The following is a 16,868-nucleotide window of genomic DNA, read 5'->3' on the forward strand; positions in this document are numbered from 1 at the left end:
CGGGGGCGCCGTGCTGTCATACGGTACCGGGAGCCTACGGCGCGATCACCGTGAAGACCGCATCCGTCCGGTTGGAGAGGTCCCCGTCATTGGCACGGATGGACAGGGATGCGAAAGAGGACCCGAGCGCGGCCAGACCGGAATAGTCGCCCAGGAAGAAACCGCCGGCATTCGGTGCGGTCATCAGGTCGAACGGACCGGCCACGCGTGTCTCATTTCCGAACACCGGCGCGCCCAGCGGGGACATGGTGACCCAGTGGTCCGTCGGAAGGGTGCTCACATTGCCGACCGTGAGGTCGCGGAAGTCGTCATAACTTACGGCCACCGTGCCGCCCGCGACGCTGACGCCGGGGTTGAACGCCGGGACGCCCTTCGGCGTGTTGACCCGCGTCGGTGCGCTCCAGCTCGACCCGCCGTCGGTCGACGTCGAGAGTGCGACCTCGTCGTAGTGCCCGCCGTTGAACCTCGAATCCTGCCACACGACGTACAGCTGCCCGCTCACCGGGTCCACGGCCGCCTCCGGAATGATGTCGCCCGTCCGGATGGCCGCGCCGGTGTTGGGATCGGTCACGCCCGCAGTGTTGAGGCTCGCGATGATCTGCGGCGCAGTCCAGGTGGTCCCGCCGTCGGTGGACCTGGAGTACGCCACATTGGTCCCGTGCAGGCTGCCAAGGCCGTTCTTGCCAGTGCCGGTGATGAAGTCGAAGAAGTTGTAGAGCGTGCCGCCCGGGCCCACGACGATCTGATTACCGATGGTTTGCTGCTTGTTGGCCGTGGGGACGATGACCTTGGGTGCGCTCCACGTGGCGCCGAAGTCCGTGGTCTTGGAATACAGCGTCGGCCCCGTGTAGGCAGTCGCATGGGCCACTGAGCGGGGATTGCCGTTCGGTGAGACGAGGCGGTCCCAGACCGCGTAGGCCGTGCCGGGGATCGCAGGATCCGCCGTGACCGATTCCTTGTCATTGAAGAACTGCGGGGAGCCGAGGTCCTGGATGAGGGCCTTCGGTCCGCTCCAGGTGGCGCCGCCGTCTCTCGAGGTGGAGGCCAGGACGGCGTTGTCGTAGCCGACCCCTTGGAACGAAATGGAGACCGAGTACGCGGTGCCGTCCGGCCCGATCGACACCCATGGGTCCGACGCCCGGTCATAGCGTGACGGTCCTCCCGGGGCGCACGCCGAGAACGGCTGGGGCGTCTCATGCCAGGTCACGCCCCCGTCTTTGGAGTAGCCGGCCACGAGGCCGTGCGCGCCGCCGTCGGACCAGCGGTCCTGCTGCCACGCCCCGATGATGTTGGCCGGATCGGCCGGATTCACGGCCACCCAGGGTTCGACTTCGGCGTTCAGGTAGTTGATGGCGCCGGGTGCGGCGCCCAAGGTGCATGCCGAGAGCGGGTTGGCGCCGCTCACGACGACGGGCGGGAGGACCGTTGCGGCGGACGCCCCAGGCATGTTGAGCAGAAGGGCGGCCGGCAGGAGGGCGAGCAGTGCGGGCGCGCGGAGGCGGTGGGAGGTCATGGGTTTCTCCTTGGGTGCGGAGAGGGGGCTACGGGCTTCGCCGGGGTCAGGTGGCTTCGGCGGGCGGATGCGTTCCGGGAAGTCGAGCGTGCCGTGCACTCGCGGTGCACGCTGTCGGACCCATTCGCTTGTCACCTCATGGATCCATCGATCCATCGGTTGCGGCACATCACTTCTGATCGGGGCCGCCGAGGCCCAGACTACGCCCGGGACTCAGGGTTGAGAAGGGGCCGCTGAACCGGGGACGCCCTCTGCTCTGCTGGTCGGGATGCCGTGCGACGCCGCCCACTCCGTCACGTCGCGCCGCTCGATCGCGGTGGCCATGAGCTCCGGGAACTGGTCCGGTGTGCAGGCGAAGGCGGGCACCCCGACGCCGGCGAGCCGCGCGGCGTGGGCGGAGTCGAAGGACGGATGACCGTTGTCGCTCAGCGCGAGCAACGCGATCATGGTGGCCCCGGAGCCGACGATGCTTGAGGCGCGCCGGACCATCTCCTCGGCGATGCCTCCCTCGTAGAGGTCGCTGATGAGGATCAGGACCGTCTCATCCGGCGTGCTGATCTGTTCCTGACAGTAGACGAGGGCGCGATTGATGTCGGTGCCGCCGCCCAGCTGCACACCGAACAGCACGTCGACAGGATCATCCAGTTCCTCGGTCAGATCTACCACTTCGGTGTCGAAGACCACCATGCGGGTGCGGACCGTGGAGAGCGACGCCAGCACGGCGCCGAACACGCTCGCATAGACCACGGACTCGGCCATCGATCCGGACTGGTCGATGCACAGGATGATCTCCCGCTGGATCTCCGAGCTGCGCCGGGCGAAGCCCACCAGCCGTTCCGGAACCACCGTACGGTACTCCGGCTGATAGTGCTTGAGATTGGCCGCGATCGTCCGGTTCCAGTCGATGTCACGGTGCCGTGGGCGACGGGTCCGGGCGGCCCGGTTGAGGGCACCGCTGACCGCCTGCACCGTCTTGGAGCGCAGCCGTTCCTCGAGTTCCTTCGTCACGTGCCGGACCACCTCCCTGGCGGTATCCCGGGACCGCTCCGGGATGGCGCGTCCGAGGCCGATCAGGGTGCTGACGAGGTTGATGTCCGGCTGCACGGTGCGCAGCATCTCCGGCTCGAGGAGCAGCTGCCGCAGCCCGAGCCGGTCCATCGCATCCGCCTGCATCACCTGGACCACGGAGGAAGGGAAGTAACCGCGGATGTCTCCGAGCCAGCGGGCCACCCGCGGGCTGGACGAGGCCAGGCTCCCCGGGCCCTTCCGCGGCGATCCGTACAACTCGTCCAGGGCACGGTCCCGGCGGAGATCGGTGTCCGTCAGCCGGATGGCGCCGCCGGCGCCCGTCGTGATGCCATCGGCGTCATCCCCGCCGAGCACCAGCCTCCAGCGGGTCAGGCGGTCCCGCTTCCCGGGCTCCGTATCCGTCATGCGATCTCCTCCCAGCCGAGATACCGTGCCATGGTCTGAAGCGCCGGTCGCGCGGACGTGAGGTCCGGCGTCGTGGCCTCCGCGTGCAGTGCGCCGCCGTGGTGGCTCAGCTGTTCACCGAGCTCCCGGCGCTCGGGGCGGCCGAATGCCGAGAATGTCCGCCGGAGGAGGGGGAGCACGTCCTCGAACGTCTTCTCGTCGACGCCGGCGAGCCACTCATCGACGATCCGCAGCAGGTGCCGGTCGTGAATCAGCAAGGTGGCGTCCCCGGACAGGAGGCCGTCCAGCCAGGCGGCCGCGTGCGGAGCGGGGGCGGCCACGGACAGCCTGCGGCTGAGGCGGTCCCTGACCTCGTCCCCGTCCACCCGGCCCGCGTCGAGCAGCAGCCTCGTGGCGCGGCCCGTGACCGAACCGTGGAGCAGCTCGGAATCGGCGACGGTGCCCAGGGCCCGGAGCCAGTCATCCGGGGCGAGGTCCGGCACCAGGGACAGGCCGAGGTGTGCGGAGTCGATGGAGCGGCGCATGTCCCGGGCGCCGTCGTCGTCCAGCCCGGCACAGGCGGTCGCGAGGCCCACACCGGCCCTGACCACCACGGCGTCCAGGATCCTCCGGACCTCGGTGACGTCCACTCCCCGGACATTCCCGTACCGGCAGGTCCTGGCGAGCGGCTCCACGGTGTTCAGCAGCGCGGGAACATCCTGCTGCAGCGCCGAGCGTTCCGAGAGGACGGCCATGACCCCGGAGATCCCGTCGGGCAGCTCCGCCAGCAGACAGTTCCCGAGCAGGCTGCTGAGCTCGGCCAGGCTGCTCGCCGCCCGGGCTCGCTCTGTCACGGCGGTGGCGGCCCCGGCGGCCACCGTCGTGCCGAATCGGCCCGCCTCGACAACGGCCACCGCGAGTTCCGGCCGCCAGCAGATCGTCCAGACTTCCTTGAACGTGCCCGTGGTACGGCCGGTATCACTGGGAACACCCCACCCGATCCCGAGCAGGAGCAGACGGTGGAGCAGGACCGAGCGCGCCAGCTGAAGAGGCTTGCGCAGGTCCAGCGTCAGGACCTCCTCCAGCGGGGTGGCCTTCAGCCGCAGTGTCCGCTGAGCCGCGGTGAGATCCGCGGCCAAGGGAATGGTCGGGGTCTCTTCGGGGACGTTTCCCATCCCGCGGCCCACGGTCAGTTCCCGGCGGACGAGGTCCAGTGGCAGCGGAGAACCTTCGCAGAGGACCGTCTGGACCGCTTCGTCGAGTTCGGCGAGTCCAGGACCCGGGCGGCCGCGCAACGCGGCCAGAGCCTCCGCCATCCGGTTCGCCTCGATCACGGACGCCGTGGAGGCGTCCAGGTTCTCCTTCCGCAAGGCATGGGCCACCCGGACCAACCACGTGGTGGAGACGGAGCGTTCCGGGTCCCCGGCTGACCAGTGCTCGAAGAGGTGCTGGTACCACCCCGGCGCGGTGATCCCGGCACCATACCCACTGCTGCGGCTGAGCCGCTCCGAGGTCCACGGCACCCATGTCGCGGCGACCTTCACCTTGGGGAGCCCGGTCAGCAACCGCGCGTCGGCGGACGCCGGCGGGAACGACTCCGGCACCAGGGCCGGGGCGTGGTACGCACCGCAGACCACCACCACCCGACGGTGCCCCTCCCGGAGCACGCCGCGCATGATCCGCCGCATGGCCGCTTCACGGCGGCTGTTCTCGACGACGTCGGGGTGGTCGCCGCGCCGCTCGTCCAGTGAACGGACCTCAACCACGGCCTCGGTCAAGGCGGTGAACCGGTCCACAGGTCCCGCGCCACGGTGCTCGACGGCGTCCTCCCACCACCGCTCGGCGTCACCGTAGCCGGCGGCGCCGGCCAGGATGGCGATCGCGTCCGGACGGTACGCCTCAGCGGACTCGACGTCGGCATCCTCACCCACGCGCTCGCCGTCGTCCGCGGACGGAGACGCTTCGGCCGCCGCGCGAAGCGCGAGAGTGTGGGCTGCGGGCAGATCGATGGCCTGGACCCGCACACTCGCGGAGATCGCCCAACGGATCGCGATCCACTCCGGGGAGTACGCGGCCATCGGGTAGAACGACGCCGAGCGCGGCTGATCCGCCGCATAGATGAGACCAGCCACCGGCGGCACCATGTCGGGGTCGCCGAGGAGGTGCAGGAGGCCGTCGAGCTCCGGTGGCCCTTCCACCAGGACAGCGTCAGGGCGGAGCTCCTCCAGGGCCTCGGCGACGGACCGCGCCGATCCGGGACCGTGGTGCCGGATCCCGAGGACGTGAACCTCGGTCATGGATCAGTCCAGCTCGTCGAGCTCGCGGCAGGCGCGGTACAGATCGGTCCAGTCCGGGCGGTTCCGGACCACGGTTTCCAGGTACTCCTGCCAGATCACGCGATCCTGCACTGGATCCTTGATGACGGCACCCACCAGGCTCGCCGCCACGTCATGGGCCCGCACCGTCCCGTCGCCGAAATGGGCCGCGAGCGCCAGCCCGTTCGTCATGACCGAGATGGCCTCCGCCGTGGAGAGGGTCGCCGACGGGGACTTCACGGTGGCGCGCCTGTCCTCCGTCATGCCGGCACGGAGCTCACGCATCACGGTCACCACGCGCCGGATCTCCGTCAGGGCGCTCAGCTCGGCAGGGAGTTCAAGGGCCGCGCCGAGGCTGCGGACACGGCCGGAGACGATCTCGACTTCACGTTCCAAGCTGTCAGGCAGGGGCAGCACCACCGTGTTGAAGCGGCGCCGCAGTGCGGACGAGAGATCGTTGACGCCCTTGTCCCGGTTGTTGGCCGTGGCGATGACATTGAACCCCTTGCGCGCCTGAATCTCCGTGTCCAGTTCCGGGACGGGCAGGGTCTTCTCGCTGAGGATCGTGATCAGTGAATCCTGCACATCGGACGGGATCCGTGTGAGCTCCTCCACCCGGACCAGGGTTCCGGTCTCCATCGCACGCATGACCGGACCGGGGACCAGAGCCGCACGGGACGGGCCTTCCGCCAGCAGGCGCGCGTAGTTCCAGCCATACCGCAGGGCCTCTTCGGGAGTGCCGGCCGTGCCCTGCACCACAAGGGTGGAGGACCCTGAGATCGCGGCCGCCAGGTGCTCGCTGAGCCAGGTCTTGGCCGTGCCCGGGACGCCGAGCAGGAGCAGCGCACGGTCCGTGGCCAGGGAGGCGACGGCGATCTCCACCAGCCGCTCGGACCCCAGGTACTTCGGAGTGATCACGGTCCCGTCCGGGAGGGCTCCGCCGAGGATGTACCGGGTCACGGCCCAAGGGGACAGGCTCCAGTGCGGGGGCCGTGGCCTGTCATCGAACGTTGCGAGTGCGGCCAGCTCATCGGCGTGGCCTTCCTCGGCATGAGCGCGAAGAACATCGGCCACTGCGGGTGCATCGGTCATCGGAAGGCCTCCGTCAGGGATCGTCGGATCGAGTGATATCTGGTGATGTCGCCGAGAACGCGGCGGCACGCGTCGTCGTCGGGTGGTTCATGGCGCAGCGCGCGGTGCTTCAGCGTCTCGGGTGTCAGGCACAGGGGCAGGAAGGACGCCGTTCCGGCGGCCAGGGTGCCTCCGTCCTTGGTGAGGATGCGATCCAGCACGGCGGTGGAAAGTTCGCCGCCCCACGGCCGGGGCAATCCGTGAAGCAGCTGGAACACGGTGGCGGGGAGCGTGGAGCCGGTCTTGAGAAGCCGCACCAGGTGCTGTTCGCGTTCCTCCCCCGGAAGGTGCCCCAGGAGCTCCGCGTCCTCCCGGAGGTCCAGCAGTGCACGGATCCACGGAAGGTCACCCCGGATCCCGGCCGTGGTGGCGAGCGAATCGATGATGCGGGAATCACTGCGCAACATGCCGAGGACCGTGGCCGGCGGCCCGCCGGCCACCCGCGTCCAGACCTCCAGAGGAGCGCCCCTGATGATGACATGAAACTGCGCGACCCGGTCCGGATGACCGGTGCGGGGATCCGCTGGCACACCGTCCCGTACTGCCGCGTCGTCGGGCACACCCGGAAGGCTGATCTGGAAGTGCTTGCGCGGCAGCCGCTTGACCTGGAGCAGAGGCTCAAGGCGCGCCGCCATGCGAGCGGCGCGTGCGCTCGCAGGCTCGTGGTTCAGCAGCTCGACGGCGGTCTCCCGCACGCTCTTCGCTCTGTCATCCAGGGCCGCCTCCAGCAGTGGCTCGTCGTCGGCCTGGAGATTCTCTGCGAAGGCGCCCAGCCGGGCCGCGCGTTCGCGGGCCGTGAGTGACTTCCATTCCGCAGCGAGCTGTTCGCGTGCCCGGGCCGGGTCCAGGCGCCGGAGGGTTTCGAAGTCCTCGGCGGAGCCGGGCCGCTCCGCCGTCGCAACCGGGTCTTCCGGCCCCGTCCCGTCCAGGGACGTGTCCCGTCTGAGTTCCTGCAGCCAGAGGCCCCGTGCGCCGATGGCGGGGTGCAGATGCCCTGCCAGGGACGGACGTGAGCCGGCCAGGGCGAGCAGGGCGGGAAGGAGCCGGTGAGGGACTCTCCGCCCGGCCGCGGCAGCGGTGCGCAGCCACTCCTGGACCAGGTGGTCCCGCAGTTCCTTCCCCACTGGCGGCTGATTGAGCAGCAGTTCCAGCAGCCGTGCGGCCTCGGGCGGCGCGGCCGGGCAGTCGTCCGCCCCGGCCGGCCGGACCATCAGGTGATCCGATCCGCCTGCCACGCGAGCAGCCCGGGTGGCCACATCCGCCAATGCGGCTTGGTCCAGCAGGAGTGCTTCAGGGGAGACCGCGTCGGGAGGACAGACGCCGAGATCCACCGGAGGAGTGGGAGCGGGGTGGCGGCCCGTGCCGAGGAGAGCGGAGGTGCGGAGCTCCGTCAGCCAGCTCATGGGACCACCACCGTGCCGCCGATGACCAGTGACAGCGGCCGCACGTGGCCGTCCTCAAGCTCGCCGAAGAGGTCCACGGGATGGCCTCCTGTGAGCGCCAGCAGCGAATCCATCGGGGCTTCGATCAGTGGGAGGGCATCGCCGACCGCATCGATCAGCCAGCCTGGTCCGTCCGGATGGATGCGCACGCCGGCCAGGAGCACCGGATGGCGTTCGCGCCACGGGGAGACCGCCACGGCGGCCGACTCCTGCCGCAGCGCTTCGGCCACGCTGCAGCCCGTGCCAAGGCCGGGGGACGTTCCTCCCGGAAGGAGGGGAGCGGTGAAGAGGGCCCGGCGCGGCGCGGACCCCGGGTAGCGTGCCACCGTCGAGTCCACCAGGGTGCCGGCCAGTTGGGGCGCGGCGAGACCTTCGCCTCCTGCAGCGAAGTCGAGCACGACGACGATCCCGCCGTCGGGGCCGCGGAACCAGGTCCGCTGCTGCTGGATGCGTCCGTCCGAGCTCCGGTGAGCGCCCAGTGCCAGCCACGGACCGGCCATCGCTTCGGAGCCCTCGACCTCGGCGGACGGGATGGGCCATCCCAGCGCCACCCGAAGGTCCGCGAGTTCGTCGGCCGACAGCCGGTCCCGGCCCTCCCAGGCCTTCGTCATGGCCCACCAGCGGCCGGCGCACAGCAGCAGGTGGTCCGCCCAGTCGGCGCGGCCATGGACGGCCGACCCCATGGACCGCACCTGATCGGCGAGCCCGGGAAGCTGGGCATCCACCAGGCGTGCCGCGACCCCGTCCCACCAGCGGTACGGCTGTGACCGGGCCGAGGCGAGGCCTGTCCGCATCAGATCGCCCAGCCAGCGTGAGAAGTCCGAAACGCCCGCGTCCATGAGTTCCAGGCGGCCGGCGAGACGCTTCTCCTGCGCTGCCACGTCAACCGTCCGGTCCGCGCTTCGCTGCTCCCTGGCGGTGGCACGCGCTGCACGCTGCGCCGCCCAGTCCTGTGCGAAGTCGGCGGTTTCGGCTCCTGTGGCTGCCGCTTCACCGCGCGACCAGAGGAGCAGCAGGGCGAGGGCGTGCTTGCAGGGGAACTTCCTGCTGGGGCATGAACACCGGTAGGCGGGGGCGGAGATGTCGATGCTGACCTGGTAGGGCGTCTTGCCACTGCCCTGGCACTTGCCCCACACGAGGACGTCGTTGCTTCCGGTCTCCGACCAGGGGCCTGGCCGGGCCAGTTTTCGGGCGGCGACGAGCGAAGACTCATCCGGCGCGGATTCGATGACCCGTGCTTCGCTCCAACCCCCCATGCCGGATATTGTGCCCGACTTCCCGCCCGGGGGACAGCGGATCAACCGTCCGGCGTGGCGGGCGGCGGGATCCGCCGCGGGGAGGTGGCGTCACCCGGCCTGGTGACGCCACCTCCCGACGGTGCATCAGCGCGCTGTGCGGCGCAGGTGCTCATTCACCGCGAGCAGGTGCTGCCGGTGCGGCTGCACCACATGCTCGGCGTACTCCGGGTGCTTCGGGAGCCAAGCCGCCACGTAGGGGCACACCGGGACGACGGCGAACCCGGAGGCGATGACATCATCCACCGCGGCGCGGACCAGCACCGAGGCAAGACCCTGGCCGCCGTACTCCTCGTCGACCCCGGTGTGGAACAGCACGCGCTGAGAGGCGCCGTCGTCGTGCACGTCCACATAGGACTCTTCGCCGATGACCTTCTCCTGCGTGCCGTCCTCGCCTTGGTCCAGTAACACGTACCGGGACTCTCCGGGCCGGTCCTGAACGGTGAAGCGTTCCTGTGTCATAGCAGCCTGCCATCCTTTCCCCGGGGGCGGACCGGGTGTTCACTCAGAATCGAAATGCGGTTGAAGGCGTTGATGGTCACCGCGATCCACTCCGCCGCGGCGAAGGCATCGTCCCCGAGTTCACCTCGGGCGGCCTCGAGATCGGCCTTGGACTCCTCGGTCAGCGGCAGGAGCGTGGCGGCTTCTGCGATGGCCAGCACGGCGATCTCTCGGGCGCTGTAGACCTTCGTCTCCCGCCAGGCAGGGAGAAGATCGAGCTTCTGCTGCGGGATGCCGGAAGAGAGGGCCTCCCGGGAGTGCAGGTCCAGGCAGAAGGCACAGGCGTTCAACTGGGACGCGCGGACCTTGATGAACTCGGTCTCCTGGGCGCTGAGCCCGTGCCGGGTGGCGGCCTCGGCCACCACCGCCGAGTAGGCCCGGGCGGCCGCCCAGGCCTCGGGGACCGATTTGTCCAGATACGGTCGCATTCCACTCCTCACCATTCATGCCAGGTCGGAAGGACCCGGCGGTTCCAGTCAACCAGGTTCCCGGGCCGGACATTCCCGAGGGGTCTTCGTGTCCGTGAAAGTCACCGTTCACAGGAGGCGCCGTGTGTGAAAAGATCCGGGCATGGGGGAGCAGGAGTGGGGCGACGGACGCCCGGACGAGGACGGCGCGGTGCGGCCTGAGCCGCGGAAAGCCCCCGAGCGCATTCCCTTGTGGAAGCTCGAAGAAATGATGGGGGACCGGCCTGCGCCGCCGGAGCCCTGGCGGGCCTCCCCACCGCCGGTGGTGACCGCGAAAGGCACGCGGCGGCGTCGCCGGAGAAGGGTGATCACGATCTCCGGTGCCGTGATCCTCGCGCTGGTCCTCTTCGTCGCCGCGCCGGACCTGGGCCGTCTCGCCCGCTTCGCGGGCCTCATGGGACCGGACGTTCCGGCGGCCGCCGCACCGGGCGACATCCTGTCCGGTGGGGCGGCCATCCGGCCCGCCAACGGTCCGCCGCCGGGCAGTGGCGAACACCCGTCGCCGCTCGGCAAACCGGAGCGTGCACCCGCATCGGGCGGGCCCTTCGCCTACATGCAGCTGCAGACCGACGGTAAGCCGGTCACGTACGACCCCTGCCGGGAGATCCACTATGTGACCCGCTCGGATCACCAGCCGGAGGCGGGTCCCAGCCTGATCGAGCAGGCGGTCCGGGAGGTCTCACGGGTCACGGGATTGCGTTTCGTCAATGACGGCACCACCACGGAGAACCCCACCCAGGGCACGGTGACCTTGGGTCTGGGCGGGAGTGAAGGTGTGGCCGTCGGGAGCACAGGGGCCACGTACGTGACCGGTCAGGTGACTCTCAATGCGGCCGGGATGGTCAAGGTGATCCGGCGGGACGGACTGATCACCGCACGCGCGGTCGTCGAACACGAGCTCGCCCACGTGGTGGGCCTGAGCCACGTCGAGGATCCGACTCAGCTCATGAATCCGGTGGCCACGCCGGGCGTCGTCACGTTCGGGAACGGGGACCTCACCGGGCTGGCCACCCTCGGTACGGGCCCGTGCCGTCCGGATCTGTGACAGGGTGCCAGCTCACTTCCCGTCGAGCAGCCGGGCCGCCAGGCCGAGCTCGCCGCGCTTCATCACACGTCCGTGCGCGGCGGCGAAAAGGGGTGCCAGGACCGGGCTGAGCCGGATCATCCACGGCAGGACCGGCCTGACCCGCCATTCGATCCTGAGCACCGTAGCGCGCCCGCCATCCGCAGGGCTGAGCCTGAGGCGGCCGGTGCCGAGCAGGTCTCCGCCGGCGTCGGCGTCCAGAAGGTGAGGCGCAAGCAGGTGGCGCGGCTGGATGTCCACGCGCAGGCGATAGCCGAGCCCAGAGCGGAACTCGAGCCGCGCCGTCGTCGTCCGGAGCGACGGCGGCGAGCCGGACGCGAGCGGTGCCGTGAGCCTGCACCCGGGCCACCAGGGGAGAGGGCCGACCGGAAGACTCAGGTCGGTGATGACGGCCCAGACGTCTTCCACGGGCGCGGGGAGGTGCCACTCGGAACGCAGATCATAGAGATGAGGACTCCGGGCGGTGTCTGATCGGGTGGGCTGTGAGGCCATGCACGCACCCTACTCCGGGAGTCCAGGTCGTGAGACGGGGCGGGGAATGAGAAAAGGCTCCCGGTCATCGACCGGGAGCCTTCCGCTTTGTGCGCGGAGGGGGACTTGAACCCCCACGCCCTATTCGGGCACTAGCACCTCAAGCTAGCGCGTCTGCCATTCCGCCACCCGCGCATTCAGGTGATCCGGTCGGCTTCTTCAGCGTTTCCGCTGTTCAGCCCGCCGGGGCAACGAGAAATACTCTACACGCTTTTCGGGGAAAGGTGAAATCGGCGCTGACGTGGGCGGACGTGGGTTGCGGATGGTGAAGGATCTCCATGGACCGCCGGACTTGAGCACTACCCTTGAGGAAACGACATCCCCGCGCGGCACGGAAAGGCGACACATGAGCACCCCTGAGAACGGAACCGGATCCCTCGCCGAGACGGAAGTGGTGGACATCTGCCGCGAGCTGATCCGTTTCGACACCACCAACTTCGGTGACAACAACGGCCCGGGGGAGCGCGCGGCCGCCGAGTACGTGGCGGGACTCATGGCCGAGGCGAAGCTGGAACCGGAGATCTTCGAATCCTCGCCGGGCCGGGCCAGCGTGGTCGCCCGGATGGAAGGCCAGGACCCTTCTGCGAGCGCGTTGGTGGTCCACGGACACCTGGACGTGGTTCCGGCTCTGCGGGATCAGTGGAGCGTGGACCCCTTCGCCGCCGAGGTGAAGGACGGGATGATCTGGGGCCGCGGCGCCGTGGACATGAAGGACATGGACGCCATGATCCTGGCCACGCTGCGGGACTTCGCCCGCCGTGGCATCCAGCCCAAGCGGGACATCGTCTTCGCCTTCTTCGCGGACGAGGAGGCCGGCGGCGATTACGGTGCCCGCTACGCCGTGTCCAAGCGGCCCGAACTCTTCGACGGCGCCACCGAGGCGATCTCCGAAGTCGGCGGATTCTCCTCCACTATCGGCGGCAAGCGCGCCTATCTGCTGCAGACCGCGGAGAAGGGCCTCTCCTGGCTCCGCCTCGTCGCCCATGGCCGCGCCGGCCACGGCTCCCAGATCAACACCGACAACGCTGTCACCCGCCTCGCCGCCGCCGTCGCCCGCATCGGCCAGCATGAGTGGCCCATCGAGCTGACCGACACCACGCGCCGCTTCCTGGACGGGGTCACCGAGCTGACCGGCGTCGAGTTCGACGCCGGCAACCCGGACGTCCTGCTCAAGGAACTCGGCACCGTGGCCCGCTTCGTCGGCGCCACGCTGCAGAACACCGCGAACCCCACGCTCCTGAGCGGAGGCTACAAGCACAACGTCATCCCGGAGACCGCGGAGGCTCTGGTGGACTGCCGGACACTGCCCGGTCAGCAGGAGCAGGTCTTCGAAATCATCAAGGAGCTCGCGGGCGAGGGTATCGAGCTCAGCTACGTGAACAAGGACGTCTCCCTGGAGGTCCCGTTCTCCGGGAACCTGGTGGACGCCATGGTGGACTCCCTGAAGAAGCACGACCCGGAGGCCACCGTTCTGCCCTACACGCTCTCCGGCGGCACGGACAACAAGTCTCTGAGCCAGCTCGGCATCACCGGCTACGGCTTCGCCCCGCTCCGCCTTCCCGAGGAACTCGACTTCACCGGCATGTTCCACGGGGTGGATGAGCGGGTCCCGCTGGACTCCCTCAAGTTCGGCACCCGCGTCCTGTCCGATCTGCTGGCCGGCTACTGAGACCCGTCATGATCGACGCCGCCGCCATCCTGCCGGACGCGCTGCTGGAGCGGTTCCGCGAACGGGCCGCACGCTACGACGCGGAGAACTCGTTCTTCCATGAGGACCTGCAGGAGCTGAAGGACGCCGGGTACCTCCGCGCGTTCGTCCCGGTGGAGCTCGGCGGACTGGGAGGCGGGCAATGACGCGGTCCTCTTCGACTCGCGCACCAGCGCGGTGCCCGACGGCGACGGCGGCTACCGCTTCACCGGCACCAAGATCTTCACGAGTCTCTCTCCCGCCTGGACTCGCCTGGGCATCTTCGGCAAAGACGAAAGCGGCACGGAGCCGGTGCTGGTCCATGCGTTCATCACCCGTGAGACGCCCGGTTACCGGATCCTGGATGACTGGGACACTCTGGGCATGCGGGCCAGCCAGTCCTGCACCACGGTCCTGGACGGCGCCCACGCGCCGGCCGACCGAGTGTTCGGCAAGCTCCCCGTGGGCCCCAATGCGGACCCGCTGATCTTCTCGATCTTCGCGTGCTTCGAGACCCTGCTGGCCGCGGTCTACACCGGCATCACGGACCGGGCGCTCGAGCTCGCGGTGGCGAACGCCACGCGCCGAACCTCCTTCAAGAACGGCGGCGCCAGCTACGCCCAGGACCCGGACATCCGCTGGAAGGTGGCGGACGCGGCCATCCTCCGGGAGGGGATCGGTCCGCAGCTGGACTCGATGGCCCGGGACGTGGACGATCTCGCAGACCACGGGTCCCAGTGGTTCGCCAAGCTGGTGGCACTCAAGGTGCGGGCCACGGAGACCGCACAGGAGGTGGTCCGTCTGGCGATCCGGGTGTCCGGTGGCGGCAGCTACTACCGGGGCCGGGAGCTGGAACGGCTTTACCGGGACGTGCTGGCCGGGCTCTTCCACCCCTCTGACGACGAATCGGCGCACGGAACGGTGGCCACGGCGTGGCTGGGGCCGCTGAGCAAGGACTGAGGATTCTCAGATGGTGCGGGCGACATTCATGACCTTGCGCCGCATCCAGTAGCGGCGGTGGCCGCCCAAGTACAGGACGGAGCGGTGCAGCTCCCACTTCCCGTACTCGCTGTGCTCCAGCACCCGGCGCCGCGCGTCAGGCAAGGACTCGTCCCGGTCGACGCTGATCACCAGGTACTCATAGTTCTGTCCCTGGTACAGGCGCTGCTCCACGGACCGTGGCAGGATCTGTTCCTTCATGTGAGATGTCTACCACTGTTGTCTGGCAAAATCCGCAACCCGTGAAGCATTCCTGCATCTCAGCAGGCCATCCGGCCCCGGACCCCCGGAGGCCATGACGTAATGTCTAGTCCATGACGTGGATCGAAGCCGTACTCCTGGGGCTGGTGCAGGGATTGACCGAGTTCCTCCCCATCTCCTCCAGTGCCCACCAGCGCATCCTGGGCGAATTCCTCCCCGGTGCGTCGGACCCCGGAGCGGCGTTCACCGCCATCACCCAGCTCGGCACCGAGACCGCCGTCCTCCTCTTCTTCTGGAAGGACATCGTCCGCATCGTCAAGGCCTGGTTCGGCTCGCTGCGGGGAGGCGTGCCTCGGGACGACCCGGACGCCCGCATGGGGTGGCTGGTGATCTTGGGCAGCATCCCCATCGTGATCCTCGGCCTGGTCTTCCAGCACTACATCGAGAACACGTTCCGGTCCTTGTGGATCGTGGCCACCACGCTCATCGTCTTCGGCATGATCCTGGCCGTGGCGGACGCCTACGGACGCCAGGACCGTCAGCTGAAGGACCTCACGGTCAAGCACGGCATCCTGTACGGCCTCGCACAGGCGCTGGCGCTCATCCCCGGGGTGTCCCGTTCCGGAGGCACCATCACCGCGGGGCTCTTCATGGGCTACACCCGCGAGGCGGCGGCACGGTATTCGTTCCTCCTGGCCATCCCCGCCGTCTTCGGCTCCGGCTTCTACGAGCTCGTCAAGGTCCTCAAAGGTTCCGAAGCCGCCGGCCCGTACGGCCTGGGTGAAACCGCCGTGGCCACGCTGATCGCGTTCGGCGTGGGCTACGTGATCATCGGCTGGTTCCTCAAGTTCATCTCCAGCCGCGGATACCGCTCCTTCGTCTGGTACCGCATCGGCCTGGGAGCCGTGCTTTATGTTCTGCTCGGATTCGGGGTCATCCCGGCCTGAGCGATAGTCTGAAGGGCGTGAAAGCCTGGAAGACGCGTCCCGTCCCCGAACTGCCGGGGCACATGTCCCCGGTGTCGATCTTCGACACTTCCCGCGGAGGCCCCGCCGTCATCGAGCCGCAGGCGCGGCAGTCAATGTACGTCTGCGGCATCACCCCGTACGACGCCACCCACATGGGCCACGCGTCGACGTATCTGGCCTTCGATCTCCTGAACCGCGCCTGGCGCGATGCCGGTAGCCAGGTCGACTACGTCCAGAATGTCACCGACGTGGATGACCCCCTCCTGGAACGCGCCACGGCCACCGGCCAGGACTGGCGCGAGCTGGCCGTGGACCAGACCGAGCTGTTCCGCGAGGACATGGAGGCGCTCAATGTGATCGCCCCCGCCCACTACATCGGTGCCGTGGAGGCCATCGAGTGGATCGTCCCCGAAGTGGAGCGCCTGGTGGAGGCCGGGCTGGCCTACCGGGTGCAGGGCACCGGAGGCGAGCCGGACGGGGATGTCTACTACGACGTCGCCGCCGCGGCCGTCGTGGGACAGCATGTCGAGGCCTGGGAGCTGGGATCGGTGTCCGGCCTCAGCGAGGCGGAGATGCTTCCGCTGTTCGCCGAGCGCGGCGGTGACCCGGAGCGTCCCGGCAAGCGCAATAAGCTCGATCCGCTGCTGTGGCGCGTGGCGCGGGACGGGGAGCCGTGCTGGGATGGCGCGACACTGGGCCGTGGACGCCCCGGCTGGCACATCGAGTGCACCGTGATCGCCCAGCGTTTCCTGCCGTCCCCCTTCACCGTGCAGGCCGGCGGTTCGGATCTGATCTTCCCGCACCACGAGATGGGCGCGGGGCACTGGTTCTCCCTCTCCGGAGAGCCGATGGCCCGGCACTACGCCCACACCGGCATGGTCGGCCTGGACGGTGCCAAGATGAGCAAGTCCCTGGGCAACCTGGTGCTGGTCTCCTCTCTGCGCCGGCAGGGCGTCGAACCGGCGGCCATCCGCCTGGCCGTGTACGCCAACCACTACCGCACGGACTGGTTCTGGACGGACGATCTGCTGCAGCAGGCCCAGGAACGGCTCGCCACGTGGCGTGAGGCATTGGAGCACGCACCCGACGGCACCGCAGGTGCGCTTCTCGCAGCCCTCCGTGCACGCCTCGCGGATGACCTCGACGCGCCAGGTGCCCTGGCCGCCGTCGACGATTGGGCACGCCAGGCGCTCGACGCCGGCGGGCCTGCCAGCGCGGTGGACGCGAACCTCGTCTCCGATGCGGTGAGTGCGCTGCTGGGCATCGAACTCTGACCCCCTTTCAACGGCTGAGGGCCGGTGACGGAGCATCCGTCACCGGC

At 69.2% G+C, this 16,868-nt stretch carries 14 protein-coding genes, 1 tRNA gene and 1 pseudogene; 5 read left to right on the forward strand and 11 right to left on the reverse strand.

What is annotated here, in order from left to right:
• Positions 1-34: 34 nt before the first annotated feature.
• The 8 genes from Q9R02_RS02020 to Q9R02_RS02055 all read right to left on the reverse strand — a co-directional run bounded on the left by Q9R02_RS02020 (position 35) and on the right by Q9R02_RS02055 (position 10,038).
• Positions 35-1,513: a sialidase family protein gene (locus Q9R02_RS02020; RefSeq protein ID WP_305994960.1), complete on the reverse strand. Its 1,479-nt coding sequence runs from the start codon at positions 1,511-1,513 to the stop codon at positions 35-37.
• Between the two features lie 213 nt (positions 1,514-1,726).
• On the reverse strand, positions 1,727-2,947 hold the full coding sequence (locus Q9R02_RS02025; protein ID WP_305994961.1) for a VWA domain-containing protein: 1,221 nt from the start codon (positions 2,945-2,947) through the stop codon (positions 1,727-1,729).
• Entirely contained in the window at positions 2,944-5,223 is a 2,280-nt protein-coding gene (locus Q9R02_RS02030; protein ID WP_305994962.1) for a DUF5682 family protein, read from the reverse strand. The genes Q9R02_RS02025 and Q9R02_RS02030 overlap by 4 nt, the downstream gene beginning before the upstream one ends.
• A 3-nt stretch (positions 5,224-5,226) precedes the next feature.
• Complete coding sequence (locus Q9R02_RS02035; protein WP_305994963.1) at positions 5,227-6,333, reverse strand: ATP-binding protein; 1,107 nt, start codon at positions 6,331-6,333, stop codon at positions 5,227-5,229.
• Positions 6,330-7,775 (reverse strand): DUF5691 domain-containing protein, encoded by a 1,446-nt coding sequence (locus Q9R02_RS02040; protein ID WP_305994964.1) that lies wholly within the window; start codon positions 7,773-7,775, stop codon positions 6,330-6,332. Before Q9R02_RS02040 ends, Q9R02_RS02035 begins: the two co-directional genes overlap by 4 nt.
• A complete protein-coding gene (locus Q9R02_RS02045) occupies positions 7,772-9,070 on the reverse strand; it encodes an SWIM zinc finger family protein (RefSeq protein ID WP_305994965.1) in 1,299 nt (432 codons plus the stop codon). Before Q9R02_RS02045 ends, Q9R02_RS02040 begins: the two co-directional genes overlap by 4 nt.
• A 126-nt stretch (positions 9,071-9,196) precedes the next feature.
• Positions 9,197-9,571 carry a GNAT family N-acetyltransferase gene (locus Q9R02_RS02050; protein ID WP_305994966.1) on the reverse strand — a complete coding sequence of 125 codons (375 nt, stop codon included), beginning with the start codon at positions 9,569-9,571 and terminating at the stop codon, positions 9,197-9,199.
• On the reverse strand, positions 9,568-10,038 hold the full coding sequence (locus Q9R02_RS02055) for a carboxymuconolactone decarboxylase family protein (protein WP_305994967.1): 471 nt from the start codon (positions 10,036-10,038) through the stop codon (positions 9,568-9,570). Before Q9R02_RS02055 ends, Q9R02_RS02050 begins: the two co-directional genes overlap by 4 nt.
• Positions 10,039-10,180: 142 nt before the next feature.
• On the opposite strand from Q9R02_RS02055, the gene Q9R02_RS02060 reads away from it, so the two are divergent.
• Positions 10,181-11,122, forward strand: a complete 942-nt coding sequence (locus Q9R02_RS02060; RefSeq protein WP_305994968.1) for a zinc metalloprotease — start codon at positions 10,181-10,183, stop codon at positions 11,120-11,122.
• Positions 11,123-11,134: 12 nt separating this feature from the next.
• Here the strand turns inward: Q9R02_RS02060 and Q9R02_RS02065 are convergent, their stop codons facing one another.
• Positions 11,135-11,653, reverse strand: a complete 519-nt coding sequence (locus tag Q9R02_RS02065) for an SRPBCC family protein (protein WP_305994969.1) — start codon at positions 11,651-11,653, stop codon at positions 11,135-11,137.
• A 90-nt stretch (positions 11,654-11,743) separates the two neighbouring features.
• Positions 11,744-11,827 (reverse strand) — tRNA-Leu (locus Q9R02_RS02070).
• Between the two features lie 211 nt (positions 11,828-12,038).
• Between Q9R02_RS02070 and Q9R02_RS02075 the strand changes: the two genes are divergently transcribed.
• Both Q9R02_RS02075 and Q9R02_RS02080 read left to right on the forward strand, forming a co-directional pair.
• On the forward strand, positions 12,039-13,361 hold the full coding sequence (locus Q9R02_RS02075) for a M20/M25/M40 family metallo-hydrolase (RefSeq protein ID WP_305994970.1): 1,323 nt from the start codon (positions 12,039-12,041) through the stop codon (positions 13,359-13,361).
• Between the two features lie 8 nt (positions 13,362-13,369).
• Positions 13,370-14,339: pseudogene (locus tag Q9R02_RS02080) on the forward strand (acyl-CoA dehydrogenase family protein).
• A 6-nt stretch (positions 14,340-14,345) separates the two neighbouring features.
• On the opposite strand, the gene Q9R02_RS02085 reads toward Q9R02_RS02080, so the two are convergent.
• On the reverse strand, positions 14,346-14,579 hold the full coding sequence (locus Q9R02_RS02085; protein ID WP_305994971.1) for a DUF5703 family protein: 234 nt from the start codon (positions 14,577-14,579) through the stop codon (positions 14,346-14,348).
• A gap of 113 nt (positions 14,580-14,692) precedes the next feature.
• On the opposite strand from Q9R02_RS02085, the gene Q9R02_RS02090 reads away from it, so the two are divergent.
• Positions 14,693-15,526, forward strand: a complete 834-nt coding sequence (locus tag Q9R02_RS02090; protein ID WP_305994972.1) for an undecaprenyl-diphosphate phosphatase — start codon at positions 14,693-14,695, stop codon at positions 15,524-15,526.
• A gap of 17 nt (positions 15,527-15,543) precedes the next feature.
• A complete protein-coding gene (mshC, locus tag Q9R02_RS02095) occupies positions 15,544-16,821 on the forward strand; it encodes a cysteine--1-D-myo-inosityl 2-amino-2-deoxy-alpha-D-glucopyranoside ligase (protein WP_305994973.1) in 1,278 nt (425 codons plus the stop codon).
• Positions 16,822-16,868: the final 47 nt, after the last annotated feature.

The organism is Arthrobacter horti (assembly GCF_030731045.1).
Classification (GTDB): domain Bacteria; phylum Actinomycetota; class Actinomycetes; order Actinomycetales; family Micrococcaceae; genus Arthrobacter_E; species Arthrobacter_E nanjingensis.